Origin of the sequence: Paenibacillus sp. Root52, from assembly GCF_001426865.1 — a bacterium.
Classification (GTDB): Bacteria; Bacillota; Bacilli; order Paenibacillales; family Paenibacillaceae; genus Paenibacillus.
The window spans coordinates 26,720-44,119 of record NZ_LMFO01000034.1; the positions used below are offsets into that span (position 1 = coordinate 26,720).

Below are 17,400 nucleotides of genomic sequence, written 5' to 3' on the forward strand. Positions count from 1 at the left end.
TTGCATAAAAAATTTTACCTCTCCCCGAATCTTTCATCTTGTGGTATATTTCTAGGTTAATGTGTGAAAAACACCTATACACCAAGAGGAGTAGGAAGGAGTTGTACCCGAATTGAGTAAAGCAGTCATGGTCGAGGCTGAGCCTTCATCCGCAGCAGACGTGCAGGATACAGCTTCTTTTATGCAAGGGGTTAAAGACTGTATCCCAACATTGTTAGGCTATTTAAGCATTGGTTTTGCCGCAGGTGTTATTGAAATGACAGCAGGTCTAAGTTTAGCGGAAACGGCCTTGCTCAGTCTGATCTTATACGCAGGATCTGCCCAGTTTATTGCTGCTGGTATGTTAGCATCGAATGGGTCGGCAACTGCGATTATATTTACGATATTTTTTGTTAATCTTCGTCACTTGTTGCTCAGTGCAGCAGTGTCTCCGTATTTTCGACATCTGACTCCACTCAAAAATATGTGGATTGGCTCCCTCCTCACCGATGAGTCGTTCGGTGTGGCCATGACTCGTGCAATCGGGCGCGAGAGGTTAAGTGAGCGCTGGATGCATGGACTGAATATTACCGCGTATCTGAACTGGTTCGCAGCGAATATGGCGGGAGCGTACTTTGGGCGCTGGATTACGAATCCAGAGCGGTTAGGGCTTGATTTTGCATTACCTGCTATGTTCATCGGTCTGATCGTGCTTCAACTTGTACAACGGAAAAATAAAAAGCTACATATTAACGTCGCAATCATCGCAGTCGTATGTGTCATTATCGCGAGCATGGCGTCACTAGGCAGCATGAGTATTATTGTAGCCGCAGTCATTGCGGCGACCATGGGAGTGGTGATGGAAAGATGGAAGTAAGATGGGATGTATTCTGGATCATTATGGGCTCGGCATTGTTAACATTTATCCCTCGCGTGCTGCCCTTGATGTTGTTCAGTAAAATACAGATTCCGATGTGGCTGCTACGCTGGCTTGAATATGTACCTGTAGCGGTTATGGCTGCTCTCATTGGACAGGAGCTCTTCATGTCTGGTAACAAACTAGTACCGATTACACAGAATCCAGCGCTATGGGCTGCTTTGCCCACGCTTATTGTCGCAATCTGGACACGAAGCCTACTTGGAACCGTCCTGGTAGGTATTGTTGCAATGATGATTTTGAGGTATTGGATGGGTTAGTTCTACGTTAAATTTCCAGTGATTAGGAGTAAACCTTCTGCTTAATCGGTTAATAATGCTCTATAGAAGTGTCTTACATGATAGAACATTATGCTGAGGAGCGAAGGGAGCGAGATCGATGGGAACGATAAGGCTCAAAGTGTTAATCACAGGAGCGGCTGGTGTAATTGGTCGAAGTCTATTGACGGGACTAAGAGCACTGGAAAAGTATGATATCATAGCTGCTGATCTGCAGCAGGACGATGAGGCAGGCATTGTAGAGCTGGATGTTACGGATGCGGAGAGAATCAAGGAACTCACTCAAGGTGTGGATACGATCCTGCATATTGCCTGGGCAAAAGATGAAGAGGATTTTCTAGGCAGAGCACTACCGATTAATGTGACTGGGGCATATCATCTGTATGAAGCTGCTCGATTAAATGGTGTGAAACGTATCATATTTGCAAGTTCAAACCATGCAACAGGGTTCTATAAAACAGGCGAGGATATTGAGGTTGATGACCCCTATCGGCCAGATAGCTTCTATGGACTTAGCAAGTGTTACATTGAGTTGTTGGGACGGTATTATGTGGATAAGCATGGCTTGTCTTCATTCAATATCCGAATTGGCAACTTCTCTGGTGACACCCATCCGCATTCCGAACGTTCCGCACATATCTGGATTTCGCCACGGGATATGGTGCAGTTAGCCCATTGTTGTATTGAAGCAGACGCGAACCTTACCTACCTTAACCTATATGGAACTTCAGCGAATACAGACAATTACTACGATATTGGATACCTCAAAGAGAAAATTGGTTACATTCCTTTAGATGATGCGGCAGATCTATGGGAGGAAGCCAAACGTCATGGTGCACCCGATAAGCAAGATGAAACGGCCTATCAAGGCGGCGGTTATACAGCGAAGGAGCAAAAAGGAACCTAGACATGTGTCTAGGTTCTTTCTTATTTAAAATATGAAAACGCTATTTTCTATTGGGCGGGAAAGGGATAAAATGGGGAATGAGGTAGTCAGATGTTCATTTCTATTATTATTCGAAGGAAGGAACGGTATCAATGACGAGTACACATTCATCCGTTATATTGTTTCAGGGAGATTCAATTACAGATGGAGGAAGATCCCGTAATGATGACCCGAATCATTTTCTCGGTCACGGGTACGCCTATCTAATCGCAAGCAGATTGAGTGTAGATCTAGCAGCTAGACAGCCGCTTTTCTACAATAGAGGTATTAGTGGTGACCGCGCATCCGACTTGTATGCACGCTGGAATGAGGATACGTTCAGCTTGAAGCCGGATCTAATTAGCATTCTGATTGGTGTTAACGATGCTTGGCGTAGCATGAATGGTGAAGCAAGCGGATTCACCGATCGTCTGGGACGAGCGTATCGCCACCTTTTGGAAGAGACACGTGAAGTGATGCCGGATACGGGGCTGGTGCTTATGGAGCCTTTTATTTTGCAAACAGGAGCAACCGTAGAAAATTGGGATCGTTGGCAGGAGAGAATTGGCGAATATCAGCACTTGGTTCGTGAGCTCGCCCATGAATTTGATGCTGTATTTGTACCGCTGCAACAGACATTCAATGATGCACTTCAGCAGGCTGAAGCTGCTTATTGGTTATGGGACGGTGTTCATCCAACAGCAGCAGGACATGAACTGATCGCTCGCCAGTGGTTGGATGTAGTACAGAACAGCCCATTGAAAATACAATAATATCGTGAGCGGAGGAAGGCGAGGAGTACTTTCTTCGCTTATTGCAATGCGGTAGGAACAAGTAGGTCGAAGCGAGTAGTTCTTTTTATAAATTGGAAGTTACTCCCTAAAGAGTGTGAAAATGATCATATGCATATCAAGCAATAGCTTAAATTGAAATCGGTTACAGTGGTAAGGAGGCTTTTCTCATGACCGTCCATCCTGGACTGAACTGGACGACGAGGCAGATTGCAGAGGCATTGGAGCAGGGAACCTCGGAAGCTTTAGTAAGCGTTTCCGAGTGGAAAGGCAAGATTGCGAATACACTGGATGATCAGGAATACCGTGATTTTTGGAAGGACATCGAGTCGTATGCGTTGAGGGCAGGCCGTGAGCCTTTGCCTGAATTATCGTTTACCCTTTTGCGTCAATTCAGGGATACTGGGGAACGCAAGGCGTATGAAGCGGCCTATTTTGAACGTCGTGGACGAATAGTGGCTCTTAGTGTATTAACGGCTACGTCAAAGACTTCTACATACGTATCTCTGCTGGAGGATCTGATCTGGAGTGTGTGCAATGAACACACCTGGTGCCTGTCTGCTCACATACCACCTGGAGAAGAAACGAATGCTTACACATGGATTGATCTGTTTGCAGCAGAGACGGCTCAGATGCTTGCAGAGATCATGGTCATGCTGGGTGGCATCATCGATGAGCGAGTAGAGCGCCGGGTTCGCTCTGAGATGGAGCGCCGGATTTTTACGCCGCTATACCGAGAGGATCGAACGTACGGCTGGGAACGTGCAGAACACAATTGGTCGGCCGTATGTAGCGGTGGCTGCGGGGTGGCTGCACTCCTTCTGCTGGAGGATCAATCGCTTCGGGTTAAAGCTGTAGAACATACCTTGCAAGCAATGGATGCCTTTCTGCATGGCTACGGCGAGGATGGCGGGTGTGCAGAGGGCATCGGTTATTGGGTATATGGGTTTGGCTTCTATACGTATTATGCGGAGATGTTACGAATCTTCAGTGCAGGTACACTCGATATGTTATCTGAATCTAAGACGAGAGCCATTGCGTTATTTCCCCAGCATATTCATATGTCTGCAGGCACATTTGTTAATTATTCAGACAGTCATGAACGGGAGGTTATTCCGTCAGGCTTGTTATCGAGGTTAGCTGAGCGAGCGCAAGGGGAAGTCAGCTGGCTGTTGTCCATTCCTCTTTTGACAGATGATCCATGTAGGCGCTGGGCACATATCGCACGTAATCTGTTATGGACGGATAGGGCTGTACTTAATGGTCATCGTGATCAGGCTGGGCAGCCCCCGTCTCAGACATTTATCGTTCTGGAGGATTTATCATGGATCATGGGCAAAGCTCAACTGATACGTGCCGAAGAGATGGCAGGGATTGAGGTTGCTTACTCGGTGAAAGGTGGGCATAACGATGAACCCCATAATCACAATGATCTGGGACATTTTATTCTTCATGCAGCGGGTGACAACATACTCTGTGATCCAGGTGCAGGTGCGTATACTCAGGCTTATTTCAGTCCTGGACGGGAGAGTATTCTCCAGATAGGTTCTCAGGGACATAATGTGCCGATCATTGAAGGAACGGTGCAACAATCGGGAAAAGAAGCTGAAGCAAGGTTGCTTGAAATGAAGCATGCATCTCCACATAGCGTAGCCGTCACCTTCGACCTCACGTCAGCCTATGGGAATGCACCTACATTGGCTCGATATACAAGGCAATTTAATTGGAGTTGTCCTCCTTCAGCTCAAGAGGCTGAGCTGTTGGTAGAGGATCATTTTACATGGAAGTCCATCCAAGATCCCGATTATATGAATATGGATATAGATGATGTGGCACGAGCAAGTGAGCTGAATCTGTATGCTGAAGCAAGCACAAATGGAAATACCACTGTAAATGGAAATGCAAGTGTGAATGCAAATGAAGATGAGGGTGCAACTCCAAATGCTAGTAGCAGTGCTTATGCTTTTGCATACAAAAATGTGACTCAACGTTTAGTCAGCCACGTCGAACCTGTTTTCCATGATGGTATGATCCATTGGAAGACCGATAAAGCCTTGGTGAGCATGACCTATGAACCGGAACACAGCTCGGACCGTTGGGTTGCTCGACTTGAAGTGGTGGATACGGTTGACCATGATCATCTTCCCCTGAGGCTATATGTTACGGAGCTTGTCTTGGTGCGTACATCCAGTCAGGGTATGAAAACCACAGTTTCATCTGTGCAGGAGACCTGGTGCAGAATGAAGTTTATCACTCAGCCTAGAGTGTAGCGGAGAATCGGTTGGGATTGTCGCTCTTATCGCTATGGAACGCATGTGAACATGGAAGCGTTGGGTGTGCACCTATTGTAGCAGCCCTATTAATAGACCAAAAAGATTGATTAGAGGAGGATACAACGTATGACAGAAACGGCTAATTGGGTAGAAGAAGCATGGCGGCAGGGTGCAGCAAAAGTACTTCGCAACGCAGAGCGGATTAAAGATACCTTTCCACATATTGCTCCGCAAGGTAGATATGATCAGAATGATCCGGAGTGGTGGACGGCGGGCTTCTGGCCGGGACTACTCTGGCTGGTCCATGAAGCAGCGCCGAATGCTGAGGCGGTTGCCTCCTTGGCGCGTATTGCTGAAAGCTGTGAGCGCCAATTGGAGGGTTGTCTTCGTGATCCGGACTCTGTCGATCACGATCTAGGGTTCATCTGGCTGCTTAGTGGCGTAGCCAACTACAGCCAGACGGGCAGCGCAGATGGCAAGCGGCGAGGTATGCTCGCCGCTAATCTACTTGCTGCCCGGTTCCACGTGCGCGGTGAATTCATCCGCGCCTGGAATTTCAGCTCGTCAACGATGGACACGCGCGGCGTAGCCATCATTGACAGCATGATGAACCTGCCGCTGCTCTACTGGGCGTCAGAGCAGAGCAGCGATCCGCGCTTCCGCTGGCTGGCGGAAGCACATGCGGACACCGTAGCGCGTGAATTCGTGCGCGAGGACGGGTCCATCTGCCACGTGGTGGAGTTCGATCCACACACGGGGCAGAAGCTTCGGGAGCATGGCGGCCAAGGCCATGCTCCGGGTTCCGCCTGGGCGCGGGGTACCGCCTGGGCGCTGCACGGGTTTGCGCTGTCATTCCGGCATACGGGCGAAGCCCGCTATCTGGAGACAGCGGAAGGCGCGGCCGATTTCTTCCTCGCCATGCTTGGCGAAGAGATCGTGCCGATGTGGGATTTCCGCGCACCTGCGGAGCATCAGGTGGCGTGGGACTCGTCCGCTGCGGCCATTGCCGCGAGTGGACTGTTGGAACTCGCGAAGCTGTCGCCACGCGGAGCGGAATACGCTGCGGCAGGTGAGCGCATCGCTCGTGGCTTGTACGAGCGGTATAGCTCGGGTGAATCGGCAGCTGAGGAAGGCCTGATTATGCAGGGAACCGTGCATTATCCAGAGGGACGGGGCATTAATGTCCCGATTATCTATGGTGATTATTTCTATATGGAAGCACTGGCGAAGCTGCAAGGACGTCCCGGGTTCTTTTAATTCCTTTCAACAGCCTACTGCAATTATTAATGAGTCATGATAACCAACTTATTCTATAGATAGAAAACACAGTGGTTGAGTGTGCAAAGTAGAGTTTCTGTGGAATCCACAAAAATTCTTACATGAGCACATCTCATCACTGTGTTGTTTGTTTATGCCGCAAATATAGAGAACATAGAAGGTCGCTTAGCTTTCAACGGAGTAGCATGCATAGTAATATCCTTCCGTTCATTTCATATTGGTTCAAATTCAGTCTGTAAATTATCGAGATACTAGGTTAACTGTTGAAGGATTTACGGTGTGCGCTCGTGCGCGTCTCTATGTTCCAGGCTACGTCTCAAAATAACAAAATCCGCTGAAGATTGATCCGGATAACGCTGCGGGATGATCTCCTGCACTTTGAATTCCGGATAATCGTACAGATAATGGAACAGATTGCGATCTTGGATCGTATCAACGCCTGGGTTTCCTGTCCCTTTCAGCCGGGTGTAGAGGACAACCCACTCTCCAGAGGCATGCAGGATATCATACAGTGTATTCCGGAAATCCTGTTCATCTGTAATGTGGTAGAGTACATCGAGACAGATGGTCAGATCCGCCTGAAGAAAACCTCGGTTAATCCACAGACCGGGTGTATATAACATGAAGCTTTTGGATGTATCGCTCGCAAACTTAGAAGCACATAAACGAACGGACGATGCTGCTACGTCCATGCCGAGATATGTACCATAGTTCATGTATTGCAGCTGATTACCATCCCCACATCCAAACTCAATTACGCTGGTGATACCTTCTCGCTGAATGAGCTCATTGACGACCTCAGCCTTAAATTCAGCCAGCACCCCGTAAGAGCCTCTCCCTGACGTTTCTCCTGAGCGATACGTTTGCTCCCAATATTCAATGTAGTCGAAAGACTTCGTCATCGTTGTCCCCCAATCATCCATCAATTTCAATTGCCGCTATAATAGCGTATGCGGGAACTTATCCTATATGATCTTGAGTGCTTTTTGCGTCACAATAAGAATTAATTCCCACTAATTTTCCTGAAAGTCTAAACATCTGGAAAGAACCTGCCGACATTAAACGTAAGGAAAAAAATGATTACAATCGGGGGGAAATGATGTTAAAGCCAAGATTGACCAAGTATATGGTGATGATGCTGGTACTGGTACTGAGTATTTCCAACGTAGGCCTGGCCGCTGCGGCAGATAAAGAACTATCCAAAATTGTCTTGTCTAAAAATGAGTTGTCGCTCGAAGTGGGTGATTCGACTTCAGTGACGGCCACAGGGGTATATAGCGATAATACATCGCAGAGTGTGACGATCAGCTCGGAATGGAACAGTAGTAACCCTTCAGTTGCAACGGCTGGAAGTACTGGAACGGTTAGTGCCAAAGCTGAGGGTGAAGCGACGATTACGGTAATTTATCAAGGCAAACAAGAAACGATTCATGTCAACGTGACGAAAAAGGTCAAAGCGCTATCCAAGGATGTACAGAAGCTGGATCTGCGAATCGGATCTTCAAAGAAGATCAATCTAACAGCAACATACAGTGACAACACGGTAGAGGAAGCAGCAGCGAAAATTGCCGAGTGGTCCTCTAGTGATGACAAAGTAGCGACTGTAGTGAATGGTGAGGTTACCGGCCAAAGTGCAGGTACAGCCGTGATCACAGGTAAGGTTGGTAAACAAAGCGTAACGGTAGATGTTAACGTTGAAGTGGTTAAACGTGTAGATGTGAATAAGAAACAGATCAATCTGTTATTGAATGGTCAAGATGATGTAGAGCTGACGGCAACATATCCAGATGGTTCAACAAAAGTTGTGACTGAGCTTGCAGAGTGGACTACGAGCAACGAGAAGGTAGCAGATGCAATTAAAGGTAAAATTAAAGGTTACGCTGCTGGTTCAGCCAAAATCACAGCAACTTACGGTACGAAGTCCGTAACGATTGATGTTGATGTTGATCTGACGAGCAAACTGAGCGCAAGTAAACAAAGCGTGTTCTTGCGTGTCGATAGCACAAACCCAGAGAGCGATAGTACAGCAGACATTGTACTAACGGCTTCTTATCCAGATAGTGCGGATAAGCCGGTCACAGATCTTGCTACATGGACATCCAGCAATGAGAAGGTAGCTACTGTATTCAAAGGCAAAATTACGGCTGTGGGCAGTGGATCAACTACGATCAAAGCGACACACAGCGGTAAAACGGTAGAGATTGCAGTGGATGTAGATACAGCGAGATACCTCGATATCGATGGTGTTGAGGACAAGGTTGCGATGAGCCTTGCTGATAATACCAAAACCAAGAATCTTGTCGTAAAAGCAGAATATATCGACGGAAGTAAAGAAACCGTAACGTCTAAAGCAACATGGACTTCCAATAATGCAGATGTCGTTTATGTATCTAACGGCGAACTGATCGCATACAAATCCGGTACAGCGACCATTACCGTTGCTTATGGCGGCAAAACCGTTAAATTCACGGTCAATGTTGATGTAGCGGACAAGTATGAGATGGAGAAGAAAAAGGCTTCCGTCGCAGTAGGTGGCACGTTTGCTGCTAAAGTTTTCGCCGTGTTCGGTGAAATCTCCAAGGATGTATCTGAGGATGCAACATGGAGCAGCAGCAGTGAAAAAATCGCTGAAGTTGACAGCAAAGGTAATGTAACGGGTGTAGCAACGGGTAAAGCGACGATTACAGCCAAAATCGAAGGAAAAACATTGACGTTGCCAGTAGAAGTTGGCATGGCTAGTGATCTGGAAGCAGATGAGAACTTCGTTGTGTTGTCTACGAAGGAAACGAAACAAATCGAGCTTACTGCTACGGATGAGGATGGATTGACGAAAGACGTATCCTCTGAAGCAACTTGGAAATCAAGTAATGCACGTGTGGCTGATGTGAAAAAAGGCGTTATTACGGCGAACAGCAGTGGTAAAGCAAACATCACAGCAGAGTATGGTTCCAAGAAAGTCACCATTCAGGTTGAGGTTGACGTAATCTCACGGATTGAAGCATCCGTGCCAGCACTTTCTCTAAAATCAGGAGACACTGAAAACCTGACCGTTACCGTCCTATTGAGTGATGGTAGCGAACGTGATGTAACGGATAAAGCAGAATGGAAAACAAATAACTACAAGGTTGCACAGGTGAGCAAAGGCGCTGTAAAAGCTATCGGTTCAGGTAAAGCTAAAATTACAGCAAAGTATGGCAGTAAATCGGTTACGATTGCGGTGGATGTAGATACGTTGAAATATCTGCAAACTGACAAAGTTACACTGACGATGAAGCCAGGTGACAAAGCGACCGTAATTGCAACAGCAACATTTGCAGATGGTAGCGAAGCAGACGTATCCAAGCCAGCGCTGTGGAAGTCTTCTCGTATTGCGACAGCATCGGTGAAGGACGGCGTTATTCAAGCGAATGGTAAGGGTAAAGCAACAATTACGGTCACCTATGCTGGCGTGAAAACAAAAGTGACGATCGTTGTTGAAGCGAAGTAAACTCTTCTTTAAAAACGAGGTAAATAACAGTAGGCATGTTGGATGAAGTACTAGCTACAACATACTAAGATAACAAAAGAAAAACGGTGATACCTGTTCTTGTGAGCGGGTATCACCGTTTTTTATTGTGCTAATGTTTATAAAAATATTATAACGAGCAATTCGTCTTCACAAGTGAGCAGTTGAATTACATGAAATGAGGCAGAACGAATGCGCCGTATGCAAAGGCAATGACAATCAGAATAGCAGGGTGAAGCTTGGTTTTGGTCATGACCCATAGCGAGATTCCAGCAATAATTAAGGTTTGCCAGATGCCGATCGACTCGGTGGAGACTTGGCCGAACTCCCAGGTGAGCAGAATCATGAGCACGGCAATGACGGGCTGTACTAACAGCGTCATACCTTTAACCTTTGGAGAAGTACGGTATTTGTTAAGTAAGCGTAGCAACAGAATTAGCGCAACGGCCGAAGGCACAATCGTAGCGAAGCTGGCAATGAATGCACCAAACCAGCCGGCAACCTGATAACCGACAAAGGCAGCAATCTTCGTGGCGATTGGCCCTGGGAGCGCATTACTAATAGCAAGCACATCACCGAATTGCTCTGTCGTCAACCACTTGTAGTGATTCACGATCTCTTCTTGCATAAGCGGAATGGAGGCTGGACCGCCCCCGTATCCTAATATATTGGCTACAAAAAATCCCCAAAATAACTCCCACCATGCCTGTACCATCGTCTAGGACACCCCCTTATCGGCGTTGTCCTTCGACTTGAAGCGCTGAACCACATCGAAATGGAAGAACCCGTAAACTAGAAAGACAGCGATAACGATGCCCGGGTGAACGTCTAGTAGCAACAAGAGTACAAATGCAATGACCCCAAATAGAAGGGCAAAGGTTTTGCCGAGTCCTTTCCACGCTTTCATGGCGAACTCATAAGCCATCATCCCAAGCATGACAAAAATGACCGGACGTACCGCTGCCACCATGCCTGCGACGACTTTGGATTCTCGCAAGGCATACATTGAGCCGAGCAGTGCTATAATGGCAATGCTTGTCGGTAGTATATGAGCTAGCACTGCTACAATCGCGCCCAAGAGACCTTTGGTTTTATAGCCTAAATATGCAATCATTTTGGTCGCAATTGGACCCGGTAGAGCATTAGCGATAGCTAAAATCTCCCCGAACTCCTCATCACTAACCCATTTATAACGTGTAACGGCTTCATAACGAATCAAGGGAATTACCGAAGGGCCACCGCCATATCCCAAAATTCCGGTTCGCACCATTCCTGTGACGAGACCGCTATAAACTTTCCAACTCATGCTGTTATCCTCCTACAGTCTCATGCCCATCCGACTTTTATAACGTTTTAACAATAGTTGTGACTCTACTTTGACGATTCCAGGCATCTTATAGAGTTTCTCTAGTAGAAACTGTTCCATTTCCTCCATGTCGGCAAAAATACCATGCATGTGCAGGGTACTTGGGCCTGTCATATGGTATAGGCTGGTCACGGCTGGTTCTTCATCCAGCTTCTCCGCTACTTCATCCAAAAAAGGAGGTTCTACGTCGACATTGAAAAAAGCTGAGACCTGCAGTCCAACCTTGCTGGGGTTGATGACAACCGTGAAGCGTTCAATAACGCCTTTTTCGGATAGTGCATTAATCCGTGCCTGTACGGCTACGCGAGATAACCCAATCTGTTGTCCCAGATCGGTATAGGACATCCGACTATTGTGATGCAGAGCAGCCAATATTTTGCGATCTATGTCATCCAGATTGTGCATTTGGGGGATTTCTCCACCCTTAGAAGAGCGTTTCTCTGCCATGATTGACCATCCTTTTCTATCACTAATTACAGTTAGATCATGAAATGAGCATGTATACATTTTGTACGTAGCACTCTTAATTTTAATGACGAAACGTAATTCGAGTCAATATATTTATAATAAATAAGGATTATACCTGACAATTCACTTTCACTTTGTAAAATTGACCAAGTTTGCCTTCTATATAGAGTGAAAGCTACCTCAAAAATAGAAAAAAAGACTGCCCAAGGAACGCTCCTTGGCAGTCTACAATGTGTACTTTAGTATATTCGTAGCTACACAATAGCTCTATACGATCGACGTGCGCTCTGCAAGCATAGTATTCGCTAGTTATGCTGATCACGCATGATTATGATTCGCCAGTCGTGCTCGAATGTTAACGTAGCATCTACTCCAGCGTGCATTTTGCATCAAATACAAGATTACGCTGCAACTCAGTTGATCATACGTGCATTACTTCGTTGATGTCTTTGGTAGAACGAGGGTGACGGTTGTCCCTTCACCTGGCTCTGAAGATACCCTAAGTGTTCCGCCAGCTCCGCGCGCACGTTCTTCCATGCTGAACATTCCAACGCCGTTACCTACCTTCGTTCCATTGAAGCCGACGCCCTGATCTTCTATGATGACCACGGTTGCATCCTCAGCATCTTCTACGGTCACTTGTGCTTCAGATACATCGGCATACTTCGCGATGTTGGTTAACGCTTCTTGGATGATCCGGTACATCGCGATCTCACGGTTCATCTCCAGTCGTCTGCGTAGATTGCACTCCAGCTTAACTTCGATCCCGTAGTGCCGATTGTAATTCTCTATGTAGGTGCGAATCGCAGGTACAACCCCGAGGTCATCCAATACAGAAGGTCTGAGCTCCCAAGCCATACCACGAACATCCTCCATAATCCCGGTCACTTGTTTCCGCAGGGATTCGACACCAGGATGTGGCTGATCTGCGAGCAGGCGATCCATCTGGATGACGAGAGAGAATAGACTCTGACCGATTCCATCATGCAGCTCGCGCGAGATCCGTCGCCGTTCCTCTTCCTGAATGTTCATGACCTGAGACATCATCGTCTGCAGCTCACCCTCTACACGTTTAAGCTTGGTCACTTCACTTCGTACAGCTAAATATTGATAGGGCTGTCCGTCGTTATCGAGAAATGGCACGATGGTGGTGTTCACCCAGTAATAGTTGCCGTCTTTGTCCCGGTTGCGTATCTCGCCATGCCATACCCTGCCGGAGGATATCGTATCCCACAAGTTCTTCATAAATGTTTTGCCATGATAACCTGAATTAATGATCCGATGATCCTGACCTATCAGCTCACTCCGATCATACTTCGAAATCTCGCAGAATTTATCGTTTACATATTGGATTTTCCCTTTACGATCGGTGAGTGCCACGATGGAGGATTCGTCGAGAGCAAACTTCAGGTCGCTGAGTTGATGCAACGAACCTTTCAGTCTGCTGCGAAACTGGTCATCGGTGATATGCTCATCCAGCTCAAGAAGTAATTGCAGAACAGGCTGGTCGGCAAGTCCGCTGAGTCTATTTTCATGCTCGCTATTCAAAGTTCAGCAACCCCTTTTTCATCGCAAACTTCACGAGTTCAGGACGAGTACGGAGCCCGAGCTTCTCCATGAGATTGCTTTTGTGGGATTCTACAGTTTTGACACTAATGACGAGATGCTCGGCAATTTCCTTGTTGGCGTACCCTTTGGCGATCCATGACAAAATTTCCTTCTCTCGCTCGGAGAGCGTGTCGTATGGTCCGGCATTCTCTTGTTTTGCTTTATCGAGATACTCACTCATCAGTCGTTTCGTTGCACTGGGATACAGATATGCACTGCCTTCTGCAACGGAGCGAATGGCGGCGAGCAACTCTTCATGTGGGGCACTCTTGAGGATATATCCGGAGGCTCCAGCATGGATGGCACGGAATAAATATTCTTCATCATCATGCATCGTCAGTATGAGAATGGCGATGTCTGGCATTAATTTTTTTAATTCAGCAGTAGCTGTTAAACCGTCCTTGCCTGGCGGCATGCTGAAATCCATTAAGACCACATTGGGCTTCAGTTGCTGAGCTTTGGCAATAGCTTCATCCCCGTCCGCTGCATCTCCAACGATCCGAATATCACTTTTTCCGTCCAACAAGGCGATAAGCCCGGAACGTACGACCACATGGTCATCAACGACCAATAGTTGAATCACATCATTTTCCCCCTGTCCGCATGCATATATCTATCTCTATCATACCAAAAAAGAAAGCCACTCAGAGAAGGAATCTCAGAATGGCTGGATATATACAAGAACAAATAAAGGCCTTGCTCAACCTTAACAGGCGAAACAAGCCTTTGTGCTTAAAGTCTATTGTGCAGGTTATCCACGAATGAGAGGTTCTAGGTCACGTGCCAGTTGCTGTACTTCGTGGATCATATCCTCTGAAAATGTGCAGGACATTCGGTTACCTACGAGCAACACAGCTTCAGGCAAGCTGCCTGACTGGAAGACAGGTACCGCAATGGCACATACGAGCCGTTCAGCAAGCATGAGCGGACACCTCCCGGGTGTATGCTCTGAACTAGATTGTGCATCTGACAGCGTGGTTCGCCCAGTTCGCAGCGCTGTGCCGACGAGGTCTTGTCCGGGACGCATTTCCATGCGCTGTACACGTTCGTTGCTGGCACCAGACGTATATTTCCAGCGGAGCAGCGTACCAGACAAACAGGCGAGACCGCAAAAATCGCTGGAGGTGTTAAGGCGCAAGCGGTCAATCATCTCCTGAATGCCAGATGGATGTTCATCATGCATGAGAGACACTTCCTTTTAGGGTCATACCGTAGAATCCGGTCGAATGAACTAACGTTAACTAAATAGACTGAGTCATCATAATAATATGAAGATGTATATGTGTTCTTACGTTCATTTCTATTGTAGACCTTTTCCTTCTCCGTGTAATTCAGGGAAAACCCCTATTTCGTTTCTAGATTTTACTGATCATCCTTGCCCAAGTGCCCTCAGCCCAGACTTACTGCGGCATACAATGCAACTCAGTTTGTAGGTTTAGCGCCTAGTGTGACTTTTCTCACAGCAAATTCAGGGAATTTATCCGTAAGGTTCAGGTAATCCCCCGATAACCTTTATGGTCTTTTCGCGGTAAGATAGATGCATAAGGAAACACGAGGGGGACGATGAATTATGGGTACGGTATTTATAGAAAGAGCAACCCAAGCGACGGAACGAGAACAGACGGAGGGAAGCAAGATGACACAGAGGAATACTGGCGGAATTCTTTCGTTCGTAACAGCCGAACAATGGGCATCGATTGAAACCATGATGCAACCCAAACGGGTGAAGTCGGGGTATAGTCTCTTTCTAGAAGGCGATGAAGCCGGATACCTGTACTTCATTCGTTCGGGACGTGTGAAGCTGACAAAATCCACTGAGGATGGCAAAGAGATTATTTTGTCGATTCAACAAAAAGGCGATCTGATCGGGGAATTCGGTGGCATTGGTGGTCAGATGCACAGCTACAGTGCTGAGATGACGGATAAAGGCGAACTCGCGATTATCTCGCTGAGTGAACTGGAGAGTGTGCTAAGTAAAGATGGCGATCTTGCGCTGAAATTCCTGCAATGGATGGCGCTCGCACAACGTATTACTCAGTCGCGCTTTCGTGATCTGCTGCTCTATGGTAAAGCTGGTGCGCTGGCATCGACCCTTATCCGCGCTAGTAATTCGTATGGAAAGATGACGCCAGATGGCATCGTTCTGGAGATGAAGCTGAACCATACAGAGCTTGCTGAGATGATTGGCGCGACCCGTGAGAGTGTAACGCGGATGCTGGGTGCTTGGAAAGAGCAGGGGACGCTGGATACATTCGATGGCAAACTGATCATTCGCGATTTGGCTGCGTTACGGTGTATGTGTGGGTGTCCTACAGTCCCGAGCTGTCCAACAGAGTTGTGCAGAATGTAATGCAATGCAACACAAGTAAGAATAACTGTTTATCTTCATTGGCGATTGGGGTCGTTACGGAGGACGGTTGTTGTACGGAGAAAGGGTCAGCCTGCGGGCTGGCCCTTTCTCCTATGACTTCGCCAGAATGGAGTAAAGGAAAGAGTCATGATATTTCCCTTTATAGTACCAGTGTTCTCGCATCAGACCTTCGCGCTCCATGCCGATGTGCAGCATCACCTTCTCCGAAGAGCTATTCTCAGGTCGACATTTGGCGAAGATGCGATGCACTTTAAGTGTGTTGAAGCCCAATTCCAACATCGCACGTGCGGCTTCCGTTGCATAACCTCGGCCTTGATAGCTCGGGTTCAACACATAGCCTAGTTCGGCATTGGTGTCCATGACATGAAGACCAATACCACCAATTAGTGTACCTTCTTGTTTCAGACATATGGCTAGTTCGTAGCCTTCTCGTGGCTTTGCTTGTTGTAGCTCGATCACATACTTCACATAATCTTGGGTATCTTCTTCCGTATTCGGTCCCCATGCCGTATGTGTGGTAACCTCGGGTAGCGAAGTATATGTATGAATGTGCTCCCAATCTGACTCTACAATCTCACGAATGATTAATCGTTCTGTTTCTAGTTGCATCATGTCACCATCCTTAACTATTGTAAAATAACCGTGATTTCTTGGTGCTCTAAATTTTCAATAATCGCCTCATATAATGGTCTATTCCCTATTTCCACCTCGAAATCCTCTTCTCCTAAACGTTCGTTCTCTGCGCGTAACCAGTCAATCTCCCGATGCCAGGCGTTATTATCCAGATATGATCTGGCGACTTGATGATTAGCCCACTTTAGGGTAAAAGGGGCGATTGCTCCGAATCCACCATAAGTACAATCGATGAACGAGTTGAAATCCGATCCATAATATCCGCCTGGTCCATTAATGGCTTCACCTAGTGCACAGAAAAAGGAAGCGTAACTAGTGATATATGTACCGTCCATTTGAAATGTTTTTGCCTGATCTTCCTTTATGTCGTTAGTTTTCTCAACGATTTCTGTTGCTATATTCATATTGTTATGGCTCTTCACCACACTGAGCCATGCCCGTCTTCCATTCTCATCGTAGGTAGCCCACTGGTTAAGCTCAGAAGGGAGCGCTGTTCTCCATTGATCCCATATCTGAAGTTCTTGCGCTGAGATCAGACGATGGATGGATACGTTCAACTTGAGATCTGGGGCCAGGGTAGGAAAACCAAGATTATGATACTTTATTGTGTCATGAATGAAGAAACCATAGTTGCCTATTGTGTGATCATCTTTATTCAATATTCCGACATAGGCATATCTCGATAGGGGTTCTTTCTTTTGCAAAATGTACTGTTGAAACTCATGCGAAAAAACGAAATGCTTCATTATAAGCTGGTGGTAACCCTCTTCGAGGTTAATTACTGTACCATCTAGCCCGACGATATCTGTACAATGTCCTATGATCAGATCGGTTGAATCATCTAGAAGCACGAATGGAAAAGTCATGATCGTGTAACCTCCTTAACTGCTATGAATTAATTTTACACATACAGTTTGTGATGGGGAAGGCTTACACCCACCCCAAGCGTACCATATTACTAATAGACGTAAAAAAAGCCCATGACTGA

Annotated in this window: 17 protein-coding genes; 8 read left to right on the top strand and 9 right to left on the bottom strand. The window is 46.8% G+C overall.

The features are described 5' to 3' along the window. Nucleotides 1-127: 127 nt before the first annotated feature. The 6 genes from ASD24_RS28830 (at nucleotide 128) to ASD24_RS28855 (ending at nucleotide 6,440) form a co-directional block, all read left to right on the top strand. Nucleotides 128-856, top strand: a complete 729-nt coding sequence (locus tag ASD24_RS28830; protein ID WP_056704153.1) for an AzlC family ABC transporter permease — start codon at nucleotides 128-130, stop codon at nucleotides 854-856. After that, nucleotides 847-1,176 carry an AzlD domain-containing protein gene (locus ASD24_RS28835; protein ID WP_056703634.1) on the top strand — a complete coding sequence of 110 codons (330 nt, stop codon included), beginning with the start codon at nucleotides 847-849 and terminating at the stop codon, nucleotides 1,174-1,176. Before ASD24_RS28830 ends, ASD24_RS28835 begins: the two co-directional genes overlap by 10 nt. 127 nt (nucleotides 1,177-1,303) lie before the next feature. Beyond that, on the top strand, nucleotides 1,304-2,101 hold the full coding sequence (locus ASD24_RS28840; RefSeq protein WP_056704155.1) for an NAD-dependent epimerase/dehydratase family protein: 798 nt from the start codon (nucleotides 1,304-1,306) through the stop codon (nucleotides 2,099-2,101). Between the two features lie 131 nt (nucleotides 2,102-2,232). Continuing rightward, nucleotides 2,233-2,892, top strand: coding sequence for an SGNH/GDSL hydrolase family protein (locus tag ASD24_RS28845; RefSeq protein ID WP_056703637.1), 660 nt, complete (start codon nucleotides 2,233-2,235; stop codon nucleotides 2,890-2,892). Nucleotides 2,893-3,080: 188 nt separating this feature from the next. After that, entirely contained in the window at nucleotides 3,081-5,180 is a 2,100-nt protein-coding gene (locus tag ASD24_RS28850) for a heparinase II/III family protein (protein WP_056703640.1), read from the top strand. A gap of 129 nt (nucleotides 5,181-5,309) precedes the next feature. Beyond that, entirely contained in the window at nucleotides 5,310-6,440 is a 1,131-nt protein-coding gene (locus tag ASD24_RS28855; RefSeq protein ID WP_056703642.1) for a glycoside hydrolase family 88 protein, read from the top strand. Between the two features lie 293 nt (nucleotides 6,441-6,733). On the opposite strand, the gene ASD24_RS28860 is transcribed toward ASD24_RS28855, so the two are convergent. After that, entirely contained in the window at nucleotides 6,734-7,363 is a 630-nt protein-coding gene (locus ASD24_RS28860) for a class I SAM-dependent methyltransferase (RefSeq protein WP_056703645.1), read from the bottom strand. Between the two features lie 197 nt (nucleotides 7,364-7,560). On the opposite strand from ASD24_RS28860, the gene ASD24_RS28865 reads away from it, so the two are divergent. Next, the gene (locus ASD24_RS28865; protein ID WP_056703648.1) at nucleotides 7,561-9,948 is read left to right on the top strand and encodes an Ig-like domain-containing protein; all 2,388 of its coding nucleotides are present in this window, start codon (nucleotides 7,561-7,563) and stop codon (nucleotides 9,946-9,948) included. Nucleotides 9,949-10,135: 187 nt separating this feature from the next. On the opposite strand, the gene ASD24_RS28870 is transcribed toward ASD24_RS28865, so the two are convergent. The 6 genes from ASD24_RS28870 to ASD24_RS28895 form a co-directional block, all read right to left on the bottom strand. Continuing rightward, the gene (locus tag ASD24_RS28870) at nucleotides 10,136-10,681 is read right to left on the bottom strand and encodes a chromate transporter (protein ID WP_056703651.1); all 546 of its coding nucleotides are present in this window, start codon (nucleotides 10,679-10,681) and stop codon (nucleotides 10,136-10,138) included. 3 nt (nucleotides 10,682-10,684) lie between these two features. Then, the gene (locus ASD24_RS28875; protein ID WP_056703655.1) at nucleotides 10,685-11,272 is read right to left on the bottom strand and encodes a chromate transporter; all 588 of its coding nucleotides are present in this window, start codon (nucleotides 11,270-11,272) and stop codon (nucleotides 10,685-10,687) included. Nucleotides 11,273-11,284: 12 nt separating this feature from the next. Then, nucleotides 11,285-11,779: an Lrp/AsnC family transcriptional regulator gene (locus tag ASD24_RS28880; RefSeq protein WP_056703659.1), complete on the bottom strand. Its 495-nt coding sequence runs from the start codon at nucleotides 11,777-11,779 to the stop codon at nucleotides 11,285-11,287. A 453-nt stretch (nucleotides 11,780-12,232) separates the two neighbouring features. After that, nucleotides 12,233-13,348, bottom strand: coding sequence for a PAS domain-containing sensor histidine kinase (locus tag ASD24_RS28885; RefSeq protein ID WP_056703660.1), 1,116 nt, complete (start codon nucleotides 13,346-13,348; stop codon nucleotides 12,233-12,235). Then, a complete protein-coding gene (locus ASD24_RS28890; protein WP_056703663.1) occupies nucleotides 13,341-13,991 on the bottom strand; it encodes a response regulator in 651 nt (216 codons plus the stop codon). The genes ASD24_RS28885 and ASD24_RS28890 overlap by 8 nt, the downstream gene beginning before the upstream one ends. A 168-nt stretch (nucleotides 13,992-14,159) precedes the next feature. Next, entirely contained in the window at nucleotides 14,160-14,591 is a 432-nt protein-coding gene (locus tag ASD24_RS28895) for a GAF domain-containing protein (RefSeq protein ID WP_056703666.1), read from the bottom strand. Nucleotides 14,592-14,978: 387 nt separating this feature from the next. Here ASD24_RS28895 and ASD24_RS28900 point away from each other — a divergent pair, with 387 nt between their 5' ends. After that, nucleotides 14,979-15,758, top strand: coding sequence for a Crp/Fnr family transcriptional regulator (locus ASD24_RS28900; protein ID WP_056703669.1), 780 nt, complete (start codon nucleotides 14,979-14,981; stop codon nucleotides 15,756-15,758). A gap of 111 nt (nucleotides 15,759-15,869) precedes the next feature. Here the strand turns inward: ASD24_RS28900 and ASD24_RS28905 are convergent, their stop codons facing one another. Together ASD24_RS28905 and ASD24_RS28910 are read right to left on the bottom strand one after the other, a co-directional pair. Further along, nucleotides 15,870-16,388 (bottom strand): GNAT family N-acetyltransferase, encoded by a 519-nt coding sequence (locus tag ASD24_RS28905; RefSeq protein ID WP_056703672.1) that lies wholly within the window; start codon nucleotides 16,386-16,388, stop codon nucleotides 15,870-15,872. A gap of 17 nt (nucleotides 16,389-16,405) precedes the next feature. Continuing rightward, on the bottom strand, nucleotides 16,406-17,278 hold the full coding sequence (locus ASD24_RS28910) for a barstar family protein (protein WP_056703674.1): 873 nt from the start codon (nucleotides 17,276-17,278) through the stop codon (nucleotides 16,406-16,408). Nucleotides 17,279-17,400 lie beyond the last annotated feature (122 nt).